At 76.5% G+C, this 21,687-nt stretch carries 12 protein-coding genes; all 12 read right to left on the bottom strand.

The features are described from left to right. The 12 genes from AC07AL_RS07990 to AC07AL_RS07935 all read right to left on the bottom strand — a co-directional run bounded on the left by AC07AL_RS07990 (position 1) and on the right by AC07AL_RS07935 (position 21,674). Positions 1-5,370 (bottom strand): non-ribosomal peptide synthetase, encoded by a 5,370-nt coding sequence (locus tag AC07AL_RS07990; RefSeq protein ID WP_478317192.1) that lies wholly within the window; start codon positions 5,368-5,370, stop codon positions 1-3. Continuing rightward, a complete protein-coding gene (locus tag AC07AL_RS07985; protein ID WP_478317191.1) occupies positions 5,367-9,989 on the bottom strand; it encodes a condensation domain-containing protein in 4,623 nt (1,540 codons plus the stop codon). Before AC07AL_RS07985 ends, AC07AL_RS07990 begins: the two co-directional genes overlap by 4 nt. 19 nt (positions 9,990-10,008) lie before the next feature. Next, positions 10,009-11,925, bottom strand: coding sequence for a non-ribosomal peptide synthetase (locus AC07AL_RS07980; RefSeq protein WP_478317190.1), 1,917 nt, complete (start codon positions 11,923-11,925; stop codon positions 10,009-10,011). Further along, complete coding sequence (locus AC07AL_RS07975) at positions 11,922-12,782, bottom strand: 3-hydroxyacyl-CoA dehydrogenase family protein (RefSeq protein WP_478317200.1); 861 nt, start codon at positions 12,780-12,782, stop codon at positions 11,922-11,924. Before AC07AL_RS07975 ends, AC07AL_RS07980 begins: the two co-directional genes overlap by 4 nt. A gap of 128 nt (positions 12,783-12,910) precedes the next feature. Continuing rightward, positions 12,911-14,110 (bottom strand): HAD-IIIC family phosphatase, encoded by a 1,200-nt coding sequence (locus AC07AL_RS07970; protein WP_478317189.1) that lies wholly within the window; start codon positions 14,108-14,110, stop codon positions 12,911-12,913. Then, positions 14,107-15,270 carry an acyl-CoA dehydrogenase family protein gene (locus AC07AL_RS07965; RefSeq protein ID WP_478317188.1) on the bottom strand — a complete coding sequence of 388 codons (1,164 nt, stop codon included), beginning with the start codon at positions 15,268-15,270 and terminating at the stop codon, positions 14,107-14,109. The genes AC07AL_RS07970 and AC07AL_RS07965 overlap by 4 nt, the downstream gene beginning before the upstream one ends. Beyond that, positions 15,254-15,535, bottom strand: a complete 282-nt coding sequence (locus AC07AL_RS07960) for a phosphopantetheine-binding protein (protein WP_363585108.1) — start codon at positions 15,533-15,535, stop codon at positions 15,254-15,256. The genes AC07AL_RS07965 and AC07AL_RS07960 overlap by 17 nt, the downstream gene beginning before the upstream one ends. Next, positions 15,532-16,554, bottom strand: a complete 1,023-nt coding sequence (locus tag AC07AL_RS07955; RefSeq protein ID WP_400810062.1) for a 3-oxoacyl-ACP synthase — start codon at positions 16,552-16,554, stop codon at positions 15,532-15,534. Before AC07AL_RS07955 ends, AC07AL_RS07960 begins: the two co-directional genes overlap by 4 nt. Positions 16,555-16,636: 82 nt before the next feature. Beyond that, positions 16,637-18,058, bottom strand: a complete 1,422-nt coding sequence (gene pdxR, locus AC07AL_RS07950; protein WP_363585112.1) for a MocR-like pyridoxine biosynthesis transcription factor PdxR — start codon at positions 18,056-18,058, stop codon at positions 16,637-16,639. Between the two features lie 95 nt (positions 18,059-18,153). Continuing rightward, entirely contained in the window at positions 18,154-19,857 is a 1,704-nt protein-coding gene (locus AC07AL_RS07945; RefSeq protein WP_363585114.1) for a 2-isopropylmalate synthase, read from the bottom strand. A 54-nt stretch (positions 19,858-19,911) separates the two neighbouring features. Continuing rightward, positions 19,912-20,364 (bottom strand): flavin reductase family protein, encoded by a 453-nt coding sequence (locus AC07AL_RS07940; RefSeq protein WP_363585116.1) that lies wholly within the window; start codon positions 20,362-20,364, stop codon positions 19,912-19,914. 47 nt (positions 20,365-20,411) lie between these two features. Further along, a complete protein-coding gene (locus AC07AL_RS07935; protein ID WP_363585118.1) occupies positions 20,412-21,674 on the bottom strand; it encodes a cation:proton antiporter in 1,263 nt (420 codons plus the stop codon). Positions 21,675-21,687 lie beyond the last annotated feature (13 nt).

Here is a 21,687-nt window from a genome sequence, read left to right as displayed (position 1 = left end):
TCAGCTCCTCTCCGGCTCGTGCGGCTGGTGCGGCCCCTGCGGACCCTGTGGCCCGGCCGGGTCGCCGAGCCGGTCGAGCAGCGCCGGGGCGAGGTCGACGAGGGCGGCCGGGCCGCCGAGTTCCTGGTGGCCGTGGTCGGTCCGGTGCCGCAGCAGCCGGCCGCCGTCGAGGTGGGGCAGCCAGCTCTCCGGGTCCTGGACGGGCCCGCTGGTCTCGGGGACGGCCTCGATGAGGAGCAGGTCGCCGCGGTACCCGCCGGGGCGGAAGGCCCGGCCGAGCCGGACGTTGTTGTCGTAGACCTCGGCGAGCGCGGTCAGGTGGTGTTCGGAGAAGACGGAGAGCGGCGAGTCGGAGTCCTTGGCGAGGGCGAGGAACTCCTCGGCGGTCGGCGCGGGCGCGTCGGCGGGGCGGTCGACGCCGGTCAGCCGCAGCAGGGCGTTGCGGACGTGGCCCTGCTCGGCGAGCACCTCGGCCTCCGAGCGGGCGGGCAGGTCGGCGAACACGTAGCTGTCGAGCATCGCGAGCAGGCCCACCTCCGCGCCCTGCTCCTGCAACCGGGCGGCCACGGCGTAGGCGACCAGGCCGCCGAACGACCAGCCGAGCAGGTGGTAGGGCCCGTCGGGCTGGACGGCGCGGATCTCCCGCACGCAGTCCTCGGCCACCTCCTCCAGGCTGGCCGGCAGCGGCCCCCGGCCGTCGAGGCCGCGGGACTGCAGGACGTAGAGCGGCCGGTCGCCGAGCGGCCCCAGCAGCGCCGCGTACGTCCAGCCGATCCCGGCGGCCGGGTGCACGCAGAACAGCGGCGCGCCGGTGCCGGTCGAGCGCAGCGGCAGCAGGGTGGCCAGCATGGGCTCCAGGCCGTCCGCGGGCGGGGCGGGCTCGGCGGCGTCGGCGGGGAGCGGGGTGCGGGCGGGCCCGGCGGTCGCGGGCCAGGAGTCGAGCAGGCCGAGGGCGCCGACGGTGGTGTCCGGCTCGGCGACGAGGGTGTCGAGCAGCCCCAGCAGCCGGGCGAGCAGGGCGTCGGCGGCCTCGGCGTCGACGGCGTCCTCCCGGTGCAGGATGTCGAGTTCCAGTCCGCCGTCCCTCGGGATGGCCATCAGCGACAGCGGGTAGTGCGCGGCCGTCTCGCTGCCCGAGCCGGTGATCCGCACCCCCGGGAGCGCGTCGCCCTGGTCGCCGGACTGCGGGAAGTTCTCGTACACCATGACGGTGTCGAAGAGTTCGCCGAGGCCGGTCGCCCGCTGGATCGCGGGGATTCCCAGGTGCTGGTGGGCGATCATCCGGACCTGCTCGCGCTGGACCCGGGTCAGCAGCCCGGCCAGCGGCTCCTCCGGCCGCAGGGTGATCCGCAGCGGCAGGGTGTTGATCAGGAAGCCCATGACGGACTCGGAGCCCGGCAGCTCCGGCGAGCGGCCGTTGACGATGATCCCGAACACGGTGTCGGGGCGGCCGGTCCGCTCGGCCAGCAGCAGCGCCCAGGTGGCCTGGAGCACGGTGTTGAGCGTGATGCCCAGCCCGGCGGCGAGGGCGCCGAGCCGTTCGGTGCGCTCCTCGCCCAGGGGCCGGTAGCGGCGGCCCGGCCACCCGTCGGCGGGCGGCAGCCCGGGCGGCGTCACCAGGGTGGGTTCGATCGGCGCGGCCAGGGCCTCGCGCCACGCCCGGCGGGCGGCCTCGTGGTCCCGGCCGGCCAGCCAGGCCAGGTGGGAGCGCAGCGGCACCGGCTCGGGCAGTCCGGCCGGGTCGCGGTACAGGGCGAACAGCTCCGGCAGGAGGAGCTGGTTGGACCAGCCGTCGATCAGGGTGTGGTGGGCGACCACCTCCAGCCGGTACCGCTGCGCTCCCACGCCCTCTCCGGGGCCCAGCCGCAGCAGGGTGAAGCGGATCAGCGGCGGGTCGGCCGGGTCGAACCGGGTGGTCCTGGCCTCGGCGGCCAACCGCTCGGTCTCCGCCTCCTGTTCGGCCGCCGTGAGGCCGCTGAGGTCCAGCTCCGTGAACGGCGGCAGGCGGTCCGGGACGACCTGGACGGGTCGGCCGTCGGGGAGGCGGACGAACCCGGCCGCCAGGTTCGGGTGGCGGCGGCAGAGCGCCTCGACGGCGCGGCGCAGCGCCACCGGGTCGAGCCGCCCGTCGAAGAGCATCCACAGCCGCATCACGTAGGCCCCGCCGCCGCCCTGGCTGTGCTGGGTGGGGAAGAGCAGCCGCTCCTGGAGCGGTGTCAGCGGCAGCACGTCCCGGTGGCCCGGGAACCGGGCCCGCAACCAGGCGCGTTCGGCGGCGTCCAGCGGGAGCAGTTCGCCGTCGGCGGGCCGGCCGGCGCCTTGGTCGGCGGGGTCGAGCACGGTGGCGACGGCCGCGAGTCCGGCCGGGGTCGGGTGCGCGAACACGTCCTCCGGGGCGAGCGCCAGCCCGGCCCGCCGGGCCCGGCGGAGCAGCTTGATGGAGCGGATGCTGTCGCCGCCGAGGGCGAAGAAGCTGTCGTCCGGGCCGACTTCGGGCAGGCCGAGAACGCCGGCGAAGAGCTCGCGCAGCACCTCGACGGGGCCGGCGGCCGGGACGGCGGGGGGCTCGGGCGTGGTCCCCGGCGCGGCTCCGGCGGCCAGGGCGGCGAGCGCGCCGCGGTCGGTCTTGCCGTTGGCGTTGGTCGGGAGGTCGTCGAGGAAGATCAGGGCGGCCGGGACGACCGGTGCGGGCAGCACCTCGCGCAGCGCCGCCCGGACGGCCTCCGGATCGGCCGGGCGACCCTCGGCGGCGACCAGGAAGGCCGTCGTGCGGCGGTCGCCCTCGCCGTCGTCGGTGGCGACCACCACGGCCCGCCGGACGCCGTCCAGCTCCGTCAACCGGGCCTCGATCTCGCCGAGTTCGATCCGGTGGCCGCGGATCTTCACCTGGTGGTCGGTGCGGCCGGCGTACTCCAGCTCCCCGGCGGCGGTCCAGCGGGCGAGGTCCCCGGTGCGGTACATCCGGGCGCCGGGCGGGCCGAACGGGTCGGGCAGGAAGCGCTCGGCGGTGGCCCCCGGCCGGTGGGCGTAGCCCCGGGCCAGGTAGTCGCCGGCCAGGTAGAGCTCGCCGGTGACGCCGACCGGCGCGGGCCGCAGGGCCGGGTCGAGGACGTGGGCGCGCACGTTGCCGATCGGCACGCCGATCGACGGTTCCCCGTCCGCGCCGGGCGGGCACGCCCCGGCCGTGGCGTACACGATGGCCTCGGTGGGGCCGTAGAGGTTGAGCACCCGGGCGTCCGGGTTGCGGGCGTGCACCTGGCGGACCAGCGCGGCGGGCAGCGGCTCGCCGCAGAACACGTAGGTCGTCGCCCGCTCGCGCACCCACTCGGCCCGGGCGACCTGCTGGTACACCGACGGGACGGTGTTGACCAGGCTGCCGGACCAGTCCGGGCGTTCCAGCAGCGTGAGCAGGTTGTCCACCAGGTCGACGCTGCCGCCGACGAACAGCGGCACCAGGAGCTCGAAGACCGACAGGTCGAAGGAGAGCGAGGTGGAGCCGAGCACCCGGGAGAGGGCCTGGGGGCCGAGCTCGGCCGCCGCCCAGGCGGCGAGGTTGGCCACGGCCCGGTGGGTGACCACCACGCCCTTCGGCGTCCCGGTGGAGCCGGAGGTGTGGATGACGTACGCCGCGTTGCCGGGCAGCGGGCCGGTGGGCTTCGCCTCGGCGGGAGCGGTGCCGGCGGGCTCGACGGGAGCGGGCTCGACGGCGGCGGGCTCGTCCAGCAGGACGACGGACGGGCCGTCGGCGGCCGGCTCCGGAAGCACGGCGGCGGCCAGCTGCGCCGTGGTCAGGACCACCCGGGGACGGGCGTCCGCCAGCACGAACTCCACCCGGCCGCGCGGGTGGCCCGGGTCGACCGGGAGGTAGGCGGCGCCGGCCTTCAGCACGCCCAGCACGGCCGCGACCAGGGCGGGCGTGCGGGGCAGCAGCACCGCGACGACGTCCTCGCGGCCGACGCCGAGGCCGGCGAGCAACCGGGCGATCCGCTCGGAGCGCCCGTCCAGTTCGGCGTAGTCCAGCACCTCGCCCCCGCCGCGCACCGCGACGGCGGACGGGGTCCGCGCCAGCTGGGCGGCGAACGCCGCGGGCACGGTGGTCTCGGGCACCGCGTGTCCGGTGGCGTTGGCCTTCCGCAGCAGGGCGAGCTCGTCCTCGCCGGCGAGGTCGAAGGAGTGGATCGGCTCGTCGGGCCGGGCCGCCAGCCGCGCCAGCAGCCGGACCAGTCGGCGGTGGGCCGCCGGGTCGGCGCCGTGGCCGCCGGCGGCGACCCGCCACGCCCCGTCCGGGTCCGCCGGGCCGGGGGTGGGGTCGGCGCGCAGGAACAGGCCGGGCAGCGGCTCGCCCCAGGCGCGGGCCAGGACGGCGACCGTACCGGGGCCGTACGCCACCCGCTCGGCGCTGTCGGCGATCCCGGTGACCAGGCCGTACCCGGAGGACGGGCCCCAGGGCAGGTCGAGGTCCGGCCGGTGGCCGTGGCGGCGGGCCGCGCGCAGGGCGCGGCCCGCCTGCCGGAGGACGGCGGTGAAGCTGAGCCCGGGGGCCGGGGCGAGGCGCACCGGGACGACCAGGCCGCGGCCGCCCGGGCCGGGCGCCGGGCTCCAATGTCCGAGCAGCAGCTCCCGGGTGCCGGTCAGCCGGTGCGCGTGGACGGCGGCGGCGGCGAGCAGCACCGCGGCGGGGCCCGCGCCGCCGGCCCGGGCGACCCGGGCCAGTGCGGCCGGGTCGGCCACCGGCAACCAGGGCAGTTCGGCCGGCGGCGCGACGGCACCGGCCGGGCGGGCGGCGGCGGGCTCGGGGCCGGCGGCCCCCAGGACCTCCCGCCAGTACGCCCGGTCGGCGGGCCGGTCGGCGTCCGGGTCCGGGGCGGGGGCCGGGGTGCCGAGGGAGGCGGGGGCCGTCCCGCCGTCCTCGGCGTACAGCGCGCCGGCCCGGCGGACGAGCGCGGCCAGCCCGGCGTCGTCGTCGACCAGCCGGTGGTGGCGCAGGAACCAGCTGAGCCCGCCGTCGGAGCGGCGGATCAGCACGTGGCGCAGCAGCGGCCCGCCGAGCAGGTCGAGCGGGCGGACGAGCTCGGCGGCGAGCCAGCCGTCCAGTTCCTCCGGGTCGAGGTCGATCACCGCGACGGCGGGCGGCTGGGCCGGGTCGGCCGGGCGGAGCAAGCCGGGGCCGCCCCCGGCGGCGGCGCGGTAGCCGGTGTGCAGGTCCGGGCGCTCGGCCAGGGCCCGGGCCACGGCGCGGCGCAGCCGGTCCGACCCGACCGGGCCCTCGAAGCGGACCAGGCGCGCCACGCAGTCGGCGGGCAGGGACGGGGTGTCCCGCAGGACGGCACGCCGGGCGGCGTCGAGCGGGGTGGCGGTGAAGCTGCTCACAGGGCCCTCACGGTGTCGTCGTCGGAGTGCGGGGTCACGGTCTCGGGCGCGTCGCCGTGGTCGGCGTGGTCCGCGCAGTCGGCCTGGCCCGCGTAGTCGGCGTAGTCGGCCGCCACGTCGTGGACCGGGCGGTCGGGCTCGGCGAGCAGGCCGCGCAGCAGCTCGCGCAGGCCGGTGGCGAAGCCGGTCGCGGTCGGCGGATCGAAGAGTTCGGGGGCGTAGTGCACGGTCAGCGCCGTGGGGGCGGCGCCGTTCTCCGCCCGCCACCCCAGGTCGAGTTCGGCCCCGCGCGGGCCGACGCCGTGGCCACCGCCACCGCCACCGCCACCGCCGTCGCTGTCGCCCCGGGAGCGGACCGGGGGCTCGACTCCGGGGCCGGCCGTCCCGTCGGGGGTGGTCCGTCCGAGCAGGTCGGTGAAGGCGGGTTCGTCGGCGAGGTCGGCCCGCAGCAGGGCGCCGCCGGGCAGGCCGACCGCCACCTCGTCCTGGCCGGAGATCCACGAGAGCAGCACCAGCCAGCCGGCCCGCAGCACCCGGTCGGGGTGCGGGCCGGACCTGGCGATCGCGCCGCGCAGCGACTCGTCGACCGGGACGGTGACGCTGCGCTCGGTGTAGTCGGGGCGGCCCGGGCGGGGGCGGTCGGTGGGGACGTCGAGCCGGACGGGCCCGGGCGGGCCGGCCGCCGGCACCTCGGCGGGGGCGGTCGGGACCGCGGCGGCGGAGACGGCCGCCGGCGCCCCGGCCCACAGCCGGGAGATCGGCAACTCGCCATCGGCGGCGGCGAGTTCACGGAGCAGCTCGGTGTACTCCTCGACGAACGCGGCCGCCGTCTCGCTCGTGAACAACTGGGTGCTGAACTCCAGGCAGGCGGTCATGGCGTCGTCGCCGACCCGGTCGGAGGTGATCAGGGTGAGGTCGAACTTGGCGGTGCCCGCTGGCAGGCCGCCGAACAGGTTGCCGGCGCTGTGGCCGATGTCGAAGTACCCGGTCGAGGTGCCCTCGATCTGCTGGATCGGCGGCAGCTCCTGGTGCACGTAGAACACGTCGAACAGCGGGCTCCGGCCCGGATCGCGCTCGTCCGTCAGCGCCTGGACGACCCGGTCGAAGGGGATCTCCTGGTGCTCCAGGGCCTCCAGCACCACGGCGCGCACCCGGTGCAGGAAGGCGGTCACCGACGGGGCGCCGGACAGGTCGGCGCGCAGCGCCACGGTGCTGTTGAAGAAGCCGATCAGGCCTTCGAGTTCGGGCCGGTTGCGCCCGGTGGTCGGGATGCCGACGACCAGGTCGTCCTGCTCGCTGCGGCGGGCCAGCAGCAGGTAGAGGCCGGCGAGCAGGACCACGAAGAGGGTGACGGAGCGGTCGGCCGCGAGCCGCCGCAGCTCCCGCATCAGGGCGGCGTCCACGGTGAACACCGCGAGGTCGCCGGCGTGGTCCTTGCGGGCCGGGCGCGGGTGGTCGGTGGGCAGCCGCAGCACCGGCGCGTCCCGCAGGGTCTCGCACCAGTAGGCGAGTTCGCGGTCCAGGGCCGGGCCGGCCACCAGTTCGCGCTGCCAGGCCGCGTAGTCGGCGAACTGGACCGGCAGCGGTGCGAGCCGGTGCGGGCGGCCCTCGCGGCGGGCGGCGTACAGCTCGGGCAGCTCGCGTTCGAAGATCCGCGGTGAGGCGCCGTCGTTGACGGCGTGGTGCATGGTCACCTGGAGCACGTGCTGCTCGGGGGCCGTCCGGACCACGAGCACCCGCACCAGGGGGTCGTGGGCGAGGTCGAAGCGGTGCTCGGCGGCCTGCCGGACGAGTTCGCGGGCGGCGGCGAGCGGGTCCGGATCCGCGGAGACGTCATGGAAGGTGAAGAAGTCGCCGGGCTCCGGGCGGATGCGCAGCACCGGCTCGTCGTCCTCCTCGGCGAAGTTGGAGCGCAGCACCTCGTGGCGCAGCATCAGGTCGTGCCACATGCCGCGGACGGCGTCGACGTCGAGCGGGCCGCTGATCAGGCTGACCATCGGGAGGTTGTAGAGCGTGGTGCCGGGGTCGAGCTGGTGGTGGAACCAGATCCGGTCCTGGCCGAAGGAGGTGACCGGGGGCGTGTCGCGCGGGGTGATCGGCGGCAGGGCGGGGGCCGCGGGGGCGCCGGCCCGGCGGCGGATGAGGTCGGCGAACGCGCCGACGGCGGGGTGTTCGTAGACGTCGAGCAGCCGGGGGCGGAAGCCGAAGCGGGTCTGGATCCGGTCGGCGAGCTGGAGGGCGATGATCGAGTTGCCGCCGAGTTCGAAGTAGTCGGCCTCCGGGCCGGGCGGCTGCTCGCTGTGCAGGAGTTCTCCCAGGACTTCGGCGAGCCAGCGTTCGGGGTCCTCGGCGGGGCCGGCCCCGGCGCGCTCGACGGCGGGCGCCGCGGACGCGACGGGCACGGCGGATGCGACGGGCACGACGGGCAGCGCGGGGGCCCCCGGTGCGGGCCGGATCCAGCAGGGGGTGGCGGCCAGCGGGTGTCCGGGCAGGCGCAGCCGGCGGGCGGTGCCGGGCTCGGGGCCGAGCGCCGTCCAGTCCAGGTCCAGGCCGCATTCGTACAGCCGGCCGAGCAGCGCGGCGAACCCGTCGTCGGCGGCCGTGACCAGCCGGGCGCCGTCCTGCCCCTCCGGGCCGAACCGCTCGGCGAGCAGCCGGCCGAGGACCCCGCCGGGGCCGGGGTCGAGGAACACCACCGGTCCGGCGGCGGCGAGCCGTTCGGCCGCCGCGACGAGCCGGTCCCGGTCGGGCGGCGCGGCCTCGGCACCGGTGCCGGTGGCGGTGGCGAGTTCGCGGGTGTCCTCGGCGGTGAGGGTGCCGAGCAGGTACCGGGCGGCGTACCGGGAGACGCCGCTGCTCAGCACGGTCTCCACGGGCACGCCGCAGCGCGACAGCTCGCGGTGGAGGGCGAGTTGGCCGGCGAGCAGCCGGGCCGCCGGGCCGGTGGCGGGCAGCGTGTCGGGCAGCGTGTCGGGCAGCTCCGCCGGGCCGGGGGCGTCGGGCGCGGCGTCCGGGGAGAGCAGCAGGCAGACGGCGGGCGGCCTGGTCCGGCCGCCGCGCGGGGCGCCGCCGGCCGGTGCCGAGGCGTCGAGCCGGGCCGCCCGTTCGAGCAGGGCCCGGCCGAGCTCGGCGGTGTCGCGGGCCCGCACCGCCACCCGGTGTCCGTAGTGGGTGCGCCCGGAGTTGAGGGTGAGGGCGACGTCGTCGAGGTCGGTGTCGCGGGCGGCCGGGCCGGTCAGCGCGGCGCCGAGGTCGGCGCAGAGCCGGGCGAGCGCGGTGCGGCTGCGCGCGGAGACACCGACGAGCCGGGGGGTGCCCGGCCGGTCGGCGCGCGGGGGCACGGGCGGCCGCTGGACCACGCAGTGGGCGTTGATGCCGCCGAGGCTGTACGAGCTGACGCCGGCGATCCGCTCCTCGCCCTCCCAGGGGCGCAGCGCGGTGACCACCTCGACGGGTTCGAGGGCGGCCTCGTCGACGGGCCGGCGGAAGTGCAGGGACGGGTACAGCTCGCCGTGGCCGACCGCGAGGACGGCCTTGACCAGGCCGGCGATCCCGGCCGCGTGGTCGAGGTGGCCGACGTTGGTCTTCACCGAGCCGATCGGCAGCCGCCGGCCCCGCGCCCCGAACCCGCGCGGCCCGAACACCTGGGCCAGGCCCTCCAGTTCGACGGCGTCGCCGAGCCGGGTGCCGGAGCCGTGCGCCTCCAGGTAGCCGGCCAGGGCGGGGTCGAGCCCGGCGGCGCGCCAGGCCGCGCCGATCACCGCCGCGTGCGCGGGTGCGCTCGGGGTGCTGATGGTGGCGGCCGCGCGGCCGTTGTGCCGGACGGCGCTGCCGCGGATCACGGCGTGGACGGGCGTGCCGTCGGCGCGGGCCCGGCCGAGGGTGGTGAGCAGCAGGACGGCGCCGCCCTCGCCGCTGGCGGTGCCGTCGGCGTCGGCGTCGAAGGCCCGGCAGCGGCCGCTCGGGGAGACGAGTTCGGTCATGCCTTCGGTCTGCCGGGCGGGCAGGCCGCCGGGGCGCAGGCTGAAGCCGCCGGCGAGCGCGTACTCGGCCTCGCCGTCGCGCAGTTCGCGGCAGGCCTGGTGGACGGCGACGAGCGAGCCGTTGCAGCCGGTGTCGACGGCGTAGCAGGGGCCTTCGAAGCCGAGCACGTGGGCGATCCGGGCGGGCAGCGCGAAGGGCACGTTGCCGAGGGCGCTGAGCGGGCCGGGCTCGGTGGCGGCGCCGAGGTAGCCGGAGGCGGCGGCGCTGAGCACCACGGCGACCTGGCGTCCGCGCAGGGCGCTCGCGGCGTAGCCGGCGTCCTCGACGGCCTGGTGGGCGAGGACCAGCGCGATCCGCTGCTGGGGGTCCATCAGGGCGGCCTCGCGCCGGGAGAGGCCGAAGAAGGCGTGGTCGAAGGTGTGGACGTCGGCGAGGTGGCCCATCGGCAGGTAGCCCGCGTCCGGGTCGAGTCCGGTGGCAGCGGCCCGGGCGGCGGGCATGTCCCCGACGGAGTCCCGGCCGGCGGCGAGGTTGGCCCGGAAGGCCGCCAGGTCGTCGGCGTCGGGGAAGCGGGCGCCGATGCCGACGACGGCGATGTCGGTGTCGGCGGGGGCCGTCGCTGGGGTCCTGGTCACTGCTGCTCTCTCCCGTTCGTCAGACTTCGTACGCGGCGTCGGGCCGGGCGCCGCCCGTGGGCGCTCCGGCCACCGGGGCGACGGGCTCCGGGGTGGCGGGCTCCCCGGCGACGGCGGCGGCCTGCTCGGCGACGGTGCGCAGGTCGAAGAGCCGGCCGACGCGGACGGCGCCGGGCCAGCGGCCTTCGAGGCGCAGGTGGAGTTCGACGATCCGGTGCGAGTTGCCGCCGACGGCGAAGAAGTCGTCGTCCGGTCCGAAGTCGCCGTGCCCGAGGACCTCGGTCCAGTAGCGCGTCACGAGCCGCGGGGCGCCGTCCGCCTCGGCGGGCTCGTCGCGTCCGCCGAGACCGTCCGGCCCGCCGGGGTCGCCGGGGTCGCCGGGGTCGCCGGGGTCTTCGGCGAGCAGGGCGCGCAGTGCCTGGAGGTCGGTCTTGCCGGACGGCGCGAGCGGGAATCCGGCCATCCGGACGAAGCGCTCCGGCCGGGCCTGGCCGCCGAGCAGGGCGGTGCAGTGCGCCAGCAGTTCGGTGGTGTCCGGCGCGGGGGCGGCGGGGTCGGCGGGGAGCCAGCACGCGGCCAGCGCGGTGGCGCCGTCGGGGCCGGTCACGGCGAGGACGGCGGCCTGCCGGACGGCGGGGTGGCGTTCCAGCGCCGCTTCGACGGCCTCGCGTTCGACCCGGACGCCGCGCACCTTGAGCTGCCCGTCGGCCCGGCCGCGGAACACCAGCGCCCCGGTGGGGTCGGCGGAGGCGAGGTCCCCGGTGCGGTACATCCGGGCGCCGGGGGTGGTGGCGAAGGGGTCGGGGAGGAAGCGCAGCGCGGTCTCGGCCGGGCGCCCGGCGTAGCCCTCGGCGACCTGCGGCCCGGCCACGTACAGCTCGCCGGTCCGCCCGGGCCCGACCGGGGCGAGCCGCTCGTCCAGCAGGTGGATCCGGTTGCCCGGGGTGGACCGCCCGATCGGGACGGGGTCGAGCGGCGCGGACGCGACCGGCTGGGCGAGCACGGTGACGGTGGTCTCGGTGGCGCCGTACTCGTTGACCAGCCGGGTGCCGGGTAGGACGGCCCGGTGCCGCTCGGCCTGCGCGGCCGACAGCGCCTCCCCGCCGACGATCCACTGCCGCAGGTGGGCGTCGGCGCCGGCCAGGTGAGGCAGCACCAGCACGTGGAACGAGGGCGGGCTGACCGCCACCTCGACCCGGTGGCGGCGGATCAGCGCGGCGGCGGCCTCCGGGTCGGGCAGGGCCCGTTCGTCGGGCAGCACCGCCGTGCCGCCGCCGCAGAGCGTGTGGAACAGCATCAGCAGCGGCGCGTCCCAGGAGAGCCGGGAGGCGGTGAAGGTGGTCGCGGCGGGGTCCTCGGCGCGGGAGGCGACCAGGTGGGCGAGCGCGCCGCGGGAGACCAGGACGGCCTTGGGCTCCCCGGTGGTCCCGGAGGTGGTGACGGCGTAGGCCGGTGCGGTCGGGGGAACCACGGCGTCCGACCGGCCGGCGGCCGGAGACACGGCCGGGGCCGATCCGCTCTCGGCCACCGCCGTGACGGGCTGCCCGCAGCCGGCCGTCAACTCCCGTACGGCGGCGGGCGGGGTGGCCGGGTCGCCGTCGTCGTACACCAGGACGGCGCAGCCGCTGTCGCGCAGCAGGGCGCGCACCATCGCGGCGGGGCGCTCGGGTTCCAGGACGCACCAGGCGGCGCCCAGCCGCAGCGCGGCCAGCATGCCGACGACGGTGCGCACGCCCTGGCGGCGGTGGATCAGGACGAGCCGACCGGGGGCGACCCCGGCGGCGGCCAGCCGGTCCGCCAACACACTTGTTTCGAGATCGAGTTGACGATACGTCAGATTCTGATCGCCGACCGCCACGGCGGTCCGGTCGGGCAGCGTACGGAACCGCTCGCGCATCAGGTCGAGCACGTCGGGGGCAGGACGGCCGGCGGTCACGGGCGGGTCCCGTAGGCGTAGAAGCCCAGCCCGGTCTTGCGGCCGAAGTGTCCTCGCCGCACCAGGTCGAGCAGCAGGTCGCAGGGCCGGAACCGCTCGTCGCCGGTGGTCTCCAGCAGGACGTCGAGGGTGTCGACGATGGTGTCGAGCCCGATCAGGTCCGCCGTGCGCAGCGGGCCCATGGCGTGGCCGAAGCACTCCTGGAAGATCAGGTCGACGGTCTCCGCGTCGGCCACGCCCTCCTGCACCCGGGCGGCCGCGTCGTTGACCATCGGCATCAGCACCCGGTTGGAGACGAAACCCGGCGAGTCGCGGACGACGTGGGCGCGGCGGCCGACCCCGGCGAGCAGGGCGAGGGTGGTCTCCAGCGTCCGGGCGGTGGTGGCCGGGCCGCGCACCACCTCGACCGTCTCCTTGAGGTACGCGGGGTTCATGAAGTGCGTGGCGAGCACCCGGTCGGCCCGGTCGGTGTAGGAGGCGAGCCGCTCGACCGGGATCGCCGAGGTGCAGGAGGCGAACACCGTGGCGGGGGCGCAGACCCGGTCGAGCTCCCGGAGGACCCGCTCCTTGACGGCCAGCCGCTCGGAGGCGCACTCCACCACGAAGCCGGCCACCGCGAGCCGTCCGAACTCGTCCGTCCAGTCGACCAGTTCGACGGTCTCCGCCGCCGAGGGGCGGGCCTCGCCGGGGATCTCGGCACGAGCCTCCCCGGGGGCCGGGCGGCGGCCGAGCAGCCGCGCGGCGCGCAGGCCGTCCCGCAGCCGGCCGGGGCCGGCGTCGAGGGCGGCCCGCTGCCGGTCGACCACCACCACGGGGTGCCCGGCCGCGGCGAAGACCTGGGCGACGGCGGTGCCCATCGTGCCGGCGCCGACGATCCCGACCGGGATCCGGTCGGTGCGGGCCGCCCGGGCCTCGCCTGCCTCGCGGTTCTGGGTGTCTTGCGGGTGCACGGTGTCCTTCCTGGTCACGACGGATTCCGGCCCGGTCACGGCCGGCTCCGGGCGTCGGGGGCGTCGGGGGCCTCGAGGGCGACAGGGGCGTTGGGCGCCGCGGGGGCCTCGGGGGTGATCAGCCGCAGGTGGCCCGGCGGTGGGGGCGGCGGAGCGGCGGGCGGGTAGCCGAGCAGCAGCCGACCCTCCCCCTCCTGGCCCACCACGGTGAACCCGGCGAACCGGAGGTTCACCAGCATCACCCGGTTGACGTCGGTGGGCACGAACTCGGCCAGCGGGCGGCGCCCTTCGGCGAGGGCCGCGCGCACGACGTGCCCGATCAGCGCCGGCCCGATGCCCCGGGACATCACCCGGCAGGACAGCAGGAGCAGCCGCAGCACCTCGGCCGGCCCGGCCGGGCCGTCGCCCTCCCGGTGCCCGGTCCGCTCGCTCAGCGCGAGGCCGATGGTGCCGTAGTCGCCGAACCGGTCGGTCAGTTCGGCCACCAGCACCCGGTGGTCGGGCGAGTCGCACAGCGCGCGCAGCTCCGGCAGGCCGTAGGTCCGGCCGGTGGTGTTGAGCTGGTGGGTGCGGACGGTGAGTTCGTGGGCGCGGGCGAGGTCGTCCGACCCGGCCCGACGGACCGTCAGCTCCAGTCCCAGTGAGGCGAGGAACTCCTCGGGGGTGCCCTGGTGATCCTCCCGGGCCTGGGTGCGGAGCGCCTCGCCGCGGTAACGCAACCGGCGTTCACGGGCGTCGGAGGTGACGAACTCGGGCCGGAACTCCGGCAGTTCGGCCAGTGCGGCGACCTGCTCGGCCGGGTAGCAGCGCACCACGGGGTGGGCGGCGGCCACTTCGGCGCGCTCGACCGGGTCGTTGTCGACGAAGGCCACGGTGTCCAGCCCGATGCCGATGGTCTCGGCGATCCGGCGCACCGCGCCCGACTTGGGCCCCCAGCCGATCTCCAGCACGGTGAACAGCTCGTGCAGTCCGAGCCGTTCCAGGTGCGCGGTGGCGACGGCCCGGTCGCTCCGGCTGGCGACGGCGTGCAGGACGCCGCGCTCGTCCAGCGCCCGCAGGGCGGCAGTCGCGGCGGGGAACGGCACCGGATCGTCGCCCTCCAGCACGGTGCCGTCCCAGAGCGTGTCGTCGAGATCCCAGACCAGGACCTTGACGGTCGGCTCCGCCCTACTCTGCTCCGCCCCGCCCTGCTCCGCCTTGCTCTGCTCCGCCCCGCTCTGCTGCGGCCCGGTCATCGGCGCACCCCCTGGCGCAACAGGCGGTCGGCGATGTGCAGTTCGGCGACCTGCGGGCTGCCCTCGATGATCTCCATCACCTTGGCGTCCCGGTAGAACCGGCCGGCCCGGACGCCGGGCTCGCAGCCCGCCGACCCGAGGATCTGGACGGCCCGGTCGGCGACCGCCTTCGCCGCCCCGGCCGCCGCGTACTTGGCGACCACGGTCTCGGTGGCGGCGCCCAGCGGCGAGCCGACCCGGGCCTCGGCGGCCCGCTCGGCCAGCGCCCGGGCGGCCGCCGTGTCGACGGCGGAGCGGGCGAGCAGCGAGCGCACCAGCTGGTGCCCGGCCAGCGGCACGCCGCCCTGGACCCGGCGCGCGGCGTGCTCGGCGGCGTCGGCCAGGCAGGCCTCCGCCATGCCGACGCAGCCCCAGGCCACCGTGAACCGGCCGTGGTCCAGCGCCACGGCGGCGGTGTGGGTCAGGCCCAGCCCGGGCGGCGCCACCAGGTTCTCCCGGGGCACCCGCACCCGGTCGAAGGTGAGGTGGGCGATCCGCGCGGCGCGCAGGCCGAGTTGGCCGCTGACGGGCTCGCGGACGATCCCGGGCCGGTCGGCCTCTACCAGGACGGCCGTCGGGCCGGCGTCGGTGCGCCCCAGCACCAGGAACACGTCGGCGCTCTGCCCGAAGGTCACCCAGCGCTTGGCGCCGGTGACGACCAGCCGTTCGCCGTCGTCCTCGATCCGCGTCCCGACCTCGGCGAGCGCGCTGCCGGCCTCCCGTTCGGTGGCGGCGAAGCCGGCGAGGCGTTCGCCGGAGGCCAGTGCGGGCAGCCACCGCGCGCGCTGCTCCTCGCCGCCCCAGCGCAGCAGCGCCGCGGCCGTCATGCCCTGGACGGTGAGCAGCGCGCGCAGGGCGCCACAGACGCCGCCCAGGTGCGCGACGGCCTCGCCCAGCTGGGCCGGGGTGGCGCCGGCGCCGCCGTGGCGGGCGGGCAGGTCGAGGCCGAGCAGCCCGGCGTCGGCCACCGCGCGGACGGCCTCGTCGGGCAGCGCGCCCTGCTCGTCCCAGCGGGCGGCATCGTCGCGGACGGCGGCGGCCAGCTCGGCGGCGGCGTCGACCACCGAAGCCCCCAGGTCGGACGGGGCGGACGGACGGGTCTCGCTAGCCGTGGGCGGCACAGCCGGCCCCCGTCTCCCCGCCCGCGCCCAGGCCGGCCCGCTTGCGCTCGACCAGCGCGGCGATCCGCTCGGCGGTGCGGAAGGAGTCCAGGTCGAGGTCGTCCACCTCGATCCGGATGTCGAACCGCTCCTCGACGAAGACCACCAGCTCCAGCGCGAACAGCGAGTCCGCGAGCCCCAGTGCGAAGTAGTCCTCGTCCGGCGCCACCGGCCGGCGCAGTGCGACGGTCAGGAACTCCCGTATCTCGATTGCCGTGTCGGTCACGCGGTGCTCTCCCAGGGTCCGATTTCCACCAGCAGCAGGTTCCAGGCCGCCACCGGGCTGACGTTGACCAGGACGACCCGGTCGCCCTCGGCCAGCCGCCCGTTCGCCAGCGCCGTCCAGAGGTTGAGGAAGACGTCGTTCGGCCCCAGGTGGCCGTACCGGGCCAGGTTCTCCCGGCACTCCGGCAGGAGTTCGACACCCAGCGACTCCGCCAGGAAGCGCAGTCCGCCCGCCGAGAGGTTCTGGCTGGCGTAGCCGGCGACGTCGGCGCGGTCGAGGCCGTGCCGCTTGAGCAGCCGCTCCAGGAGCGCGGTGAGCCGGTTCCTGGTCTCCACCGCGAGCCGGAAGGAGTAGCCGGGCAGGTCCCGGCACTCCTCCTGCCAGCGCTCCCAGGGGCGGTCCCGGTAGTCCACCCGGAAGAGGTCCCAGTACGCGCCGTTGGTCTCCTGGACCAGGTCGAGCACCCGCACCGGGCCGGTGCGGGCGAGCAGCAGGGCCTGCCCGGCGTCCCCGTTGACGGTGACGGGGTGCCGGTAGCGGCCGGGAGTGGCCGGGGTGGAGGCGTGCGCGACCAGGACGTGCCGGACGTCCGGGTCTGCGGCGAGCAGTCCGCGGGCGGCGAGCAGGGCCGGGCCGAGCGAGACGCAGCCGAGGCCGCCGACGCCGAAGGTGACGGCCTGGTCGGCGCCGAGCCGGGCCTGGAGCCTGGTCGCCTCGGAGCTGAGCAGGGTCTCGGGGGCCCGGGAGTCGACGACGATCAGGGCGTCCAGGTCCTGGGCGGCGAGCCCGGCGCCGGCGAGCGCGCTGCGGGCCGCCCGCTCGGCCAGCCCGGTCGGGCCGAGTTCGCGGTCGACGGCCACGGTGTCGATCCCCAGGCCGGCCAGCGTGGTTCGGCGCTCGCCGTCCAGGCCCGCCAGTTCGGGCAGTTCGCCGACCGGCACCCGCTGCTCCGGCAGATGCCAGGCCGCCTCGCGCACCGCGAGCGGCGCGGGGGCGCCGCCCGTCCTCGTCGTCACCATGCCGTGTCCTCGACTCTCCACTGTCCGTCCGGGCGTCTCTCGGTGTCGTACGGTCGCGTTCCGGGCCGAGCCGGGGCGCGGCTCAGGCACTGCGCAGGCAGCCGTCCGCCGCCGACTCGGCGTAGGCCTCGCCCAGTTCCCGCACCGCCTCGGCGACGCCGCTGCGGGGCACCCCGGCGTACCCCACCACCAGGGCCGGCCCGGACTGCCAGGACCGGTGGTGGTACGAGCGGCCGCCGCGCACCAGCACCGAGCGGCGCAGCGCCCGGGCGACCAGCGCGGCCTCGTCCACCCGGTGCGGGAGCTGGACGTAGGCGTGCAGCCCGGCGAAGGCGCCCACGATCCGGGCCCCCGGCAGCCGGCGCCGCACGGCCTCGTGGAAGACCTCGCGGCGGGCCCGCAGCCGTTCGCGCTGGCGCCGCAGGTGGCGGTCGAGTTCGCCGCCGTCCAGCAGTTCGGCGAACGCGTGCTGGGTGAACACGTCGCAGCCGAGGTCCCGTTGGGAGCGGACCTCCTCCAGGCGGCGGCGCAGCCGGGGCGGGGCGACCAGCCAGCCCAGCCGCATCCCGGAGGCCAGCGACTTGCTCGCGGTGCCCGCGTAGAGCACCCGGGAGGGGGACAGCCGTTGCAGCGCGGTGGGCCGGCGGCCGTGGTCCAGCCAGAGGTCGCCGTCGTAGTCGTCCTCGATGATCCAGCCGTCCACGTCCTCCGCCCAGCGGACCAGGGCGGCCCGCCGCTCGGCGCTGAGCACGGCGCCGGTGGGGAACTGGTGGGCGGGGGTGACCAGCACCGCGCGGGCGCCGGTGCGGGCCAGCGCGGCCACGTCGATGCCCTGCTCGTCGACCGGGACGGACGGGCAGTCCAGGCCCGACTCGACGATGAACTGGCGCTGTTGCGGGTGGCACGGGTCCTCGACGGCGAGCGCGCCGAGGCCGGTGCGGGGCAGCGTGGCGCAGACCAGGCCGAGCGTCTGGGCGAACCCGGACACCACCATGACGTGCTCGGGGGTGGTGTGCACGCCGCGCGCCCGCCCGAGGTAGCGGGCGAGTTCGGCGCGCAGCGCCGGGACGCCGGACACCGGCGGGTACCCGAGGTCGCGCGGGCCGAGCCGGCGCGCGGCCCGCTGGTAGGCGGCCAGCCACTCGCGCTGGGGGAAGGCGGAGGCGTCGGCGCCGCCGGCCCGCAGGTCCCAGCGGATCACCGGGGCGGGGCGGGCGTCGCCGAGCAGGGTCGGCATCCGGGTGCCCCGGTCCAGGTGGGTGGCGACCCGGGTGCCCGACCCCCGGGTCGCCTCCAGGTAGCCGCCGGCGACGAGTTGCCCGTAGGCCTCGACGACGACGCTGCGGGACACCCGGAGGTCCTCGGCGAGCTGACGGCTCGACGGCAGCCGGGTGCCGGGGTGCAGCGCCCCCTCGGCGATCTCCCGCTTGATGCCGTCCCGGATCTGGGCGGTCAGCGGGAGCACGTCCTCCCGTGCCACGTCGATCAAGGTGTTCCAGGGCATGCTTGGTTCCTCCCTCCCCCGCCCACGGCGGCCCTGTCTAAGCCCTCCGGACCTGTTCAGCCCGTCGGCCGGCCCTGCCCGTCAACCCGGTGGCCCTAGCGGGCCTCGGACAGACCGGACCGCTCGGTGTCCAGCAGCGCCCGCAGGGACGCGGCCCGGACGGCCCGGCCGACGGCCTCGCCCTCCTCCTCAGCGATGCCGACTCCCCAGTAGGAGTGGGAGTCCACGACGATCTCGAAGGCGGCGGTGACCGCGTTCAGCGGTGCGCCGGCCCGCTCCACGACGAGGCCCTGGACGACGGCGTCGAGCCCGTAGCCGGCCACCGCCTCGGCGGTGGCCCCGCTCCAGCGGGTGTCGCCGGGCTCCGCCACCAGCGGCTCCGGCTCCGGCAGGCCGGGCACGGTCTCGGTGCCCAGCGCCACGTACCGCTCGACGAAGTGCTCCCACAGCTGGTCGCCGGTGATCTCGCCGCCGATCTCCTCGCAGACCGCCTGCATCTCGGCGGCGAAGTCGATCTGGAGGCGGCGCGGCAGCTCGATGCCGTACTCGGTGCGCAGCAGGTGGGCGATGCCGCCCTTGCCGGACTGGGTGTTGATCCGGATCAGCGCCTGGTAGTCGCGGCCGATGTCGCGCGGGTCGATCGGCAGGTACGGCACGTCCCAGACCTCCTGCCCGGACTCCTCGCGGGCGCGCAGGCCCTTGGCGATGGCGTCCTGGTGGGAGCCTGCGAAGGAGGTGTAGACGAAGTCGCCGGCCCACGGGTGGCGGGCGTGGACGGGCATCTGGTTGCAGCTCTCGACGATGCGGCGGATGCCGTCGATGTCGCTCAGGTCCAGCATCGGGTCGACGCCCTGGGAGAACAGGTTCATGGCCAGGGTGACCAGACAGACGTTGCCGGAGCGCTCGCCGTTGCCGAACAGGGTGCCCTCGACCCGGTCCGCCCCGGCGAGGACGGCGAGTTCGGCGGCGGCGACGCCGCTGCCGCGGTCGTTGTGCGGGTGCACGCCGAGGATGGTGCGCTCGCGGTGGAGCAGGTTGCGGTGGGTGTACTCGATCCGGTCGGCGAACTCCTGCGGCGGGAACACCTCGACGGTGGAGGGCAGGTTGATCCGCAGCGTGTGCGCGGCCCGCGGGGCCCAGAAGTCGAGGACGGCGTTGCAGAGTTCGAGCGCGTAGTCCGGCTCGGTCTGGGTGTAGGACTCCGGCGCGTACTGGAGGTAGATCTCCGTGCCGGGGATCGAGTCCTGGAGTTTGAGGGCCTGTTCGGCCCCGTCGAGCGCCATGGCGGTGGTCTGCCGGCGGTCCTTGCGGAAGACCAGGCGGCGCTGGACCTCCGAGGTCGGGTTGAAGATCTGGAGGACGGCGCGCGGCACGCCCTCCAGGGCCTTGACGGTGCGTTCGATGAAGTCGCCGCGGATCGGCGTCATGACCTGGACGACGACGTCGTCCGGGATCGCGCCGGTGTCGACGAGGTGGCGGAGGAAGGCGTGGTCGTCCTGCGAGGAGGTGGGGAAGCCGACCTCGATCTCCTTGAACCCCATGGCGACCAGCAGGTCGAACATCCGCCGCTTGCGGGTGATGTCCATGGGGTCGGTCAGGGCCTGGTTGCCGTCCCTCAGGTCGACGCTGCACCACAGCGGGGCCTGCTCCGCGCGGCGGCCCGGCCAGCCGCGGTCGGGCAGCCCGACCGCCTGGTACGGCTGGTACTTCCGGACCGGCATCGCGCTGTGGCGCTGGATGCCCTGGTCGCGGGCGGGTGTGCCCTGCGGCGTGTCCGCGTCGGTGGGTTGAGCGGTCATCTCTCCTCCACAACGGTGGTCTGGGCGTCTTGTGGGGACGCTCTGCTAGCTCTGCTAGGCGGGCCAGGTGCTGAACTGTCTCCTCCCGTAGAGCAGCGGCGACGCGTCGCTGAGCTCGGTGATCCGGATGACCTCGCCGAAGACCATCCGCTGGCCGCCGACGGGGACCAGCTGGCTGACCCGGCAGTCGGCCACCGCGTGGGCGTCGTGGACGAGGTGGGGTCCGCCGGCGCCGGGGGGCAGCCGCCAGGTGGTCGCGTCGAACCGGTCCGGGTCGCCGGAGGCGAACAGTTCGGCGGTGCCGCGGCCCTCGGCGTGCAGCAGGTTCACCGCGAACTGGCCGCTGCGCAGCACGGCCTTCAGGGTCGGGCTCTCCGCCCGCATGCCGACCAGCAGGGTGGGCGGTTCGACGGTGACACTGCACAGGGCGGAGCAGGTCATGCCCCAGGGCCGGCCGGCGTCGTCCAGCGAGGTGACGATGGCGACGCCGCTCGGGAAGCCGGACATGAAGGTCCGGAAATCGGAGGGGGTTGAGGTGACGAGTTCCACGTGATTCACCGCTCGACTGGGTAGGGGACCGGCTCCGCGGTCCGGGGCGCGTCCACGCTCGCCGTGCGCCGGTCGATGACCCACAGCAGCGGACCGCTGAGCACCGTCGTGAACAGGGCCATCACGACGAGGGCGAGGAAGAGCGCCGGGGTGAGGATCCCGGCCTGGTAACCCGTCTGGAGGACGGCGAGCTCCGTCAGGCCGCGGGCGTTGAGGAACACCGCGATCCGCATGGACTCGACCGGAGGCCGGCCGGCCGCCCGGGCGCCGTAGTAGCTGCCGACCAGCTTGCCGAAGATCGCGAGCACCACGGACAGGACGACGGCCTGCCAGGAGAACACGCTGAGCGGCGCCGAGGCGAGGCCCATGCCGGTCACCGTGAACAGCAGCGGCAGCACGATCCGGCCCCAGCCGCCGACGGTGTGGGCGGCCCTGGTCCAGGGGCCGGCGCCGTCGTCGCCCGGCAGCGCCAGGGCGACCAGGACGGCGCCGAGCACGTCGGTGAGGCCCAGCCGCGAGGTGGTCAGGGCGGCGGCCACGGCCGCGGCGGCGGTCAGCCCGATCGGCACCGCCACCGGGATCCGCTCGGCCCAGGCCCGGGGCCCGGGCAGGGCTCCGGCCCGGCGGAGCAGCCAGGCTCCCAGCAGGCCGACGACGAACACCAGGTACGGGGTGATCTTCCCGCCGCCGTGCGCCAGGCCGACCGCGATCGCCAGCAGCGACCAGGTGACGGCGTCGATGGAGACCGCGACCGCCATGCAGAGCCGGCCGATCGCGGTGTTGAGCATGCCGCGGTCGTCCAGGATGCCGGCCAGCACCGGTACGGCGGTGACCGCCAGCGCGATCGCCAGCATCAGGACCAGCACCCCGGCCGGGGCGCCGCCGCGCAGGGCCGGGGAGCCGTCGGCCAGCACCCACGCGGCGAACGCGACGCCGCAGCCGAGCGGCAGCAGCAGCGAACCGGTGGCGGTCATCGCGATGGTGCGCCCGCCCAGCCGGCTGCCGCCGGCCCGGATCTCGTGGACGGCGCCCACCAGGAAGAGCGCGAGGCCGAGGTGGCCCGCCTTCTCCAGGACGGCCCCGCCGTCCATGGTGGCCGGCTTCCAGTGCCACTGGCTCGCCAGCAGCGCCCCGAGCAGGAGGCAGGCCATGATCTCGCCGACGATCTCCGGCTGCCGCAGCAGCTTCGCCAGCCGGCGTCCGAGCAGTGCCACGGGGACGAGCAGAGCGAGCGTCACCGCGGCCGGTACGTACGGAAGACTGTCCATGGTGCCTCCTTTC

Source organism: Kitasatospora sp. NPDC043949 (assembly GCF_056435365.1).
This window is presented reverse-complemented; position numbering and strand designations above follow the sequence as displayed.

Excerpts from the sequence above, each read along its gene's own strand:
- AC07AL_RS07975 (WP_478317200.1), bottom strand. The coding sequence starts at position 12,782 with ATGGGCACCGCCGTCGCCCAGGTCTTCGCCGCGGCCGGGCACCCCGTG.
- AC07AL_RS07970 (WP_478317189.1), bottom strand. The coding sequence starts at position 14,110 with ATGACCGGGCCGCAGCAGAGCGGGGCGGAGCAGAGCAAGGCGGAGCAG.
- AC07AL_RS07955 (WP_400810062.1), bottom strand. The coding sequence starts at position 16,554 with ATGGTGACGACGAGGACGGGCGGCGCCCCCGCGCCGCTCGCGGTGCGC.
- pdxR (WP_363585112.1), bottom strand. The coding sequence starts at position 18,058 with ATGCCCTGGAACACCTTGATCGACGTGGCACGGGAGGACGTGCTCCCG.
- AC07AL_RS07945 (WP_363585114.1), bottom strand. The coding sequence starts at position 19,857 with ATGACCGCTCAACCCACCGACGCGGACACGCCGCAGGGCACACCCGCC.
- AC07AL_RS07940 (WP_363585116.1), bottom strand. The coding sequence starts at position 20,364 with ATGTCCGGCTTCCCGAGCGGCGTCGCCATCGTCACCTCGCTGGACGAC.
- AC07AL_RS07935 (WP_363585118.1), bottom strand. The coding sequence starts at position 21,674 with ATGGACAGTCTTCCGTACGTACCGGCCGCGGTGACGCTCGCTCTGCTC.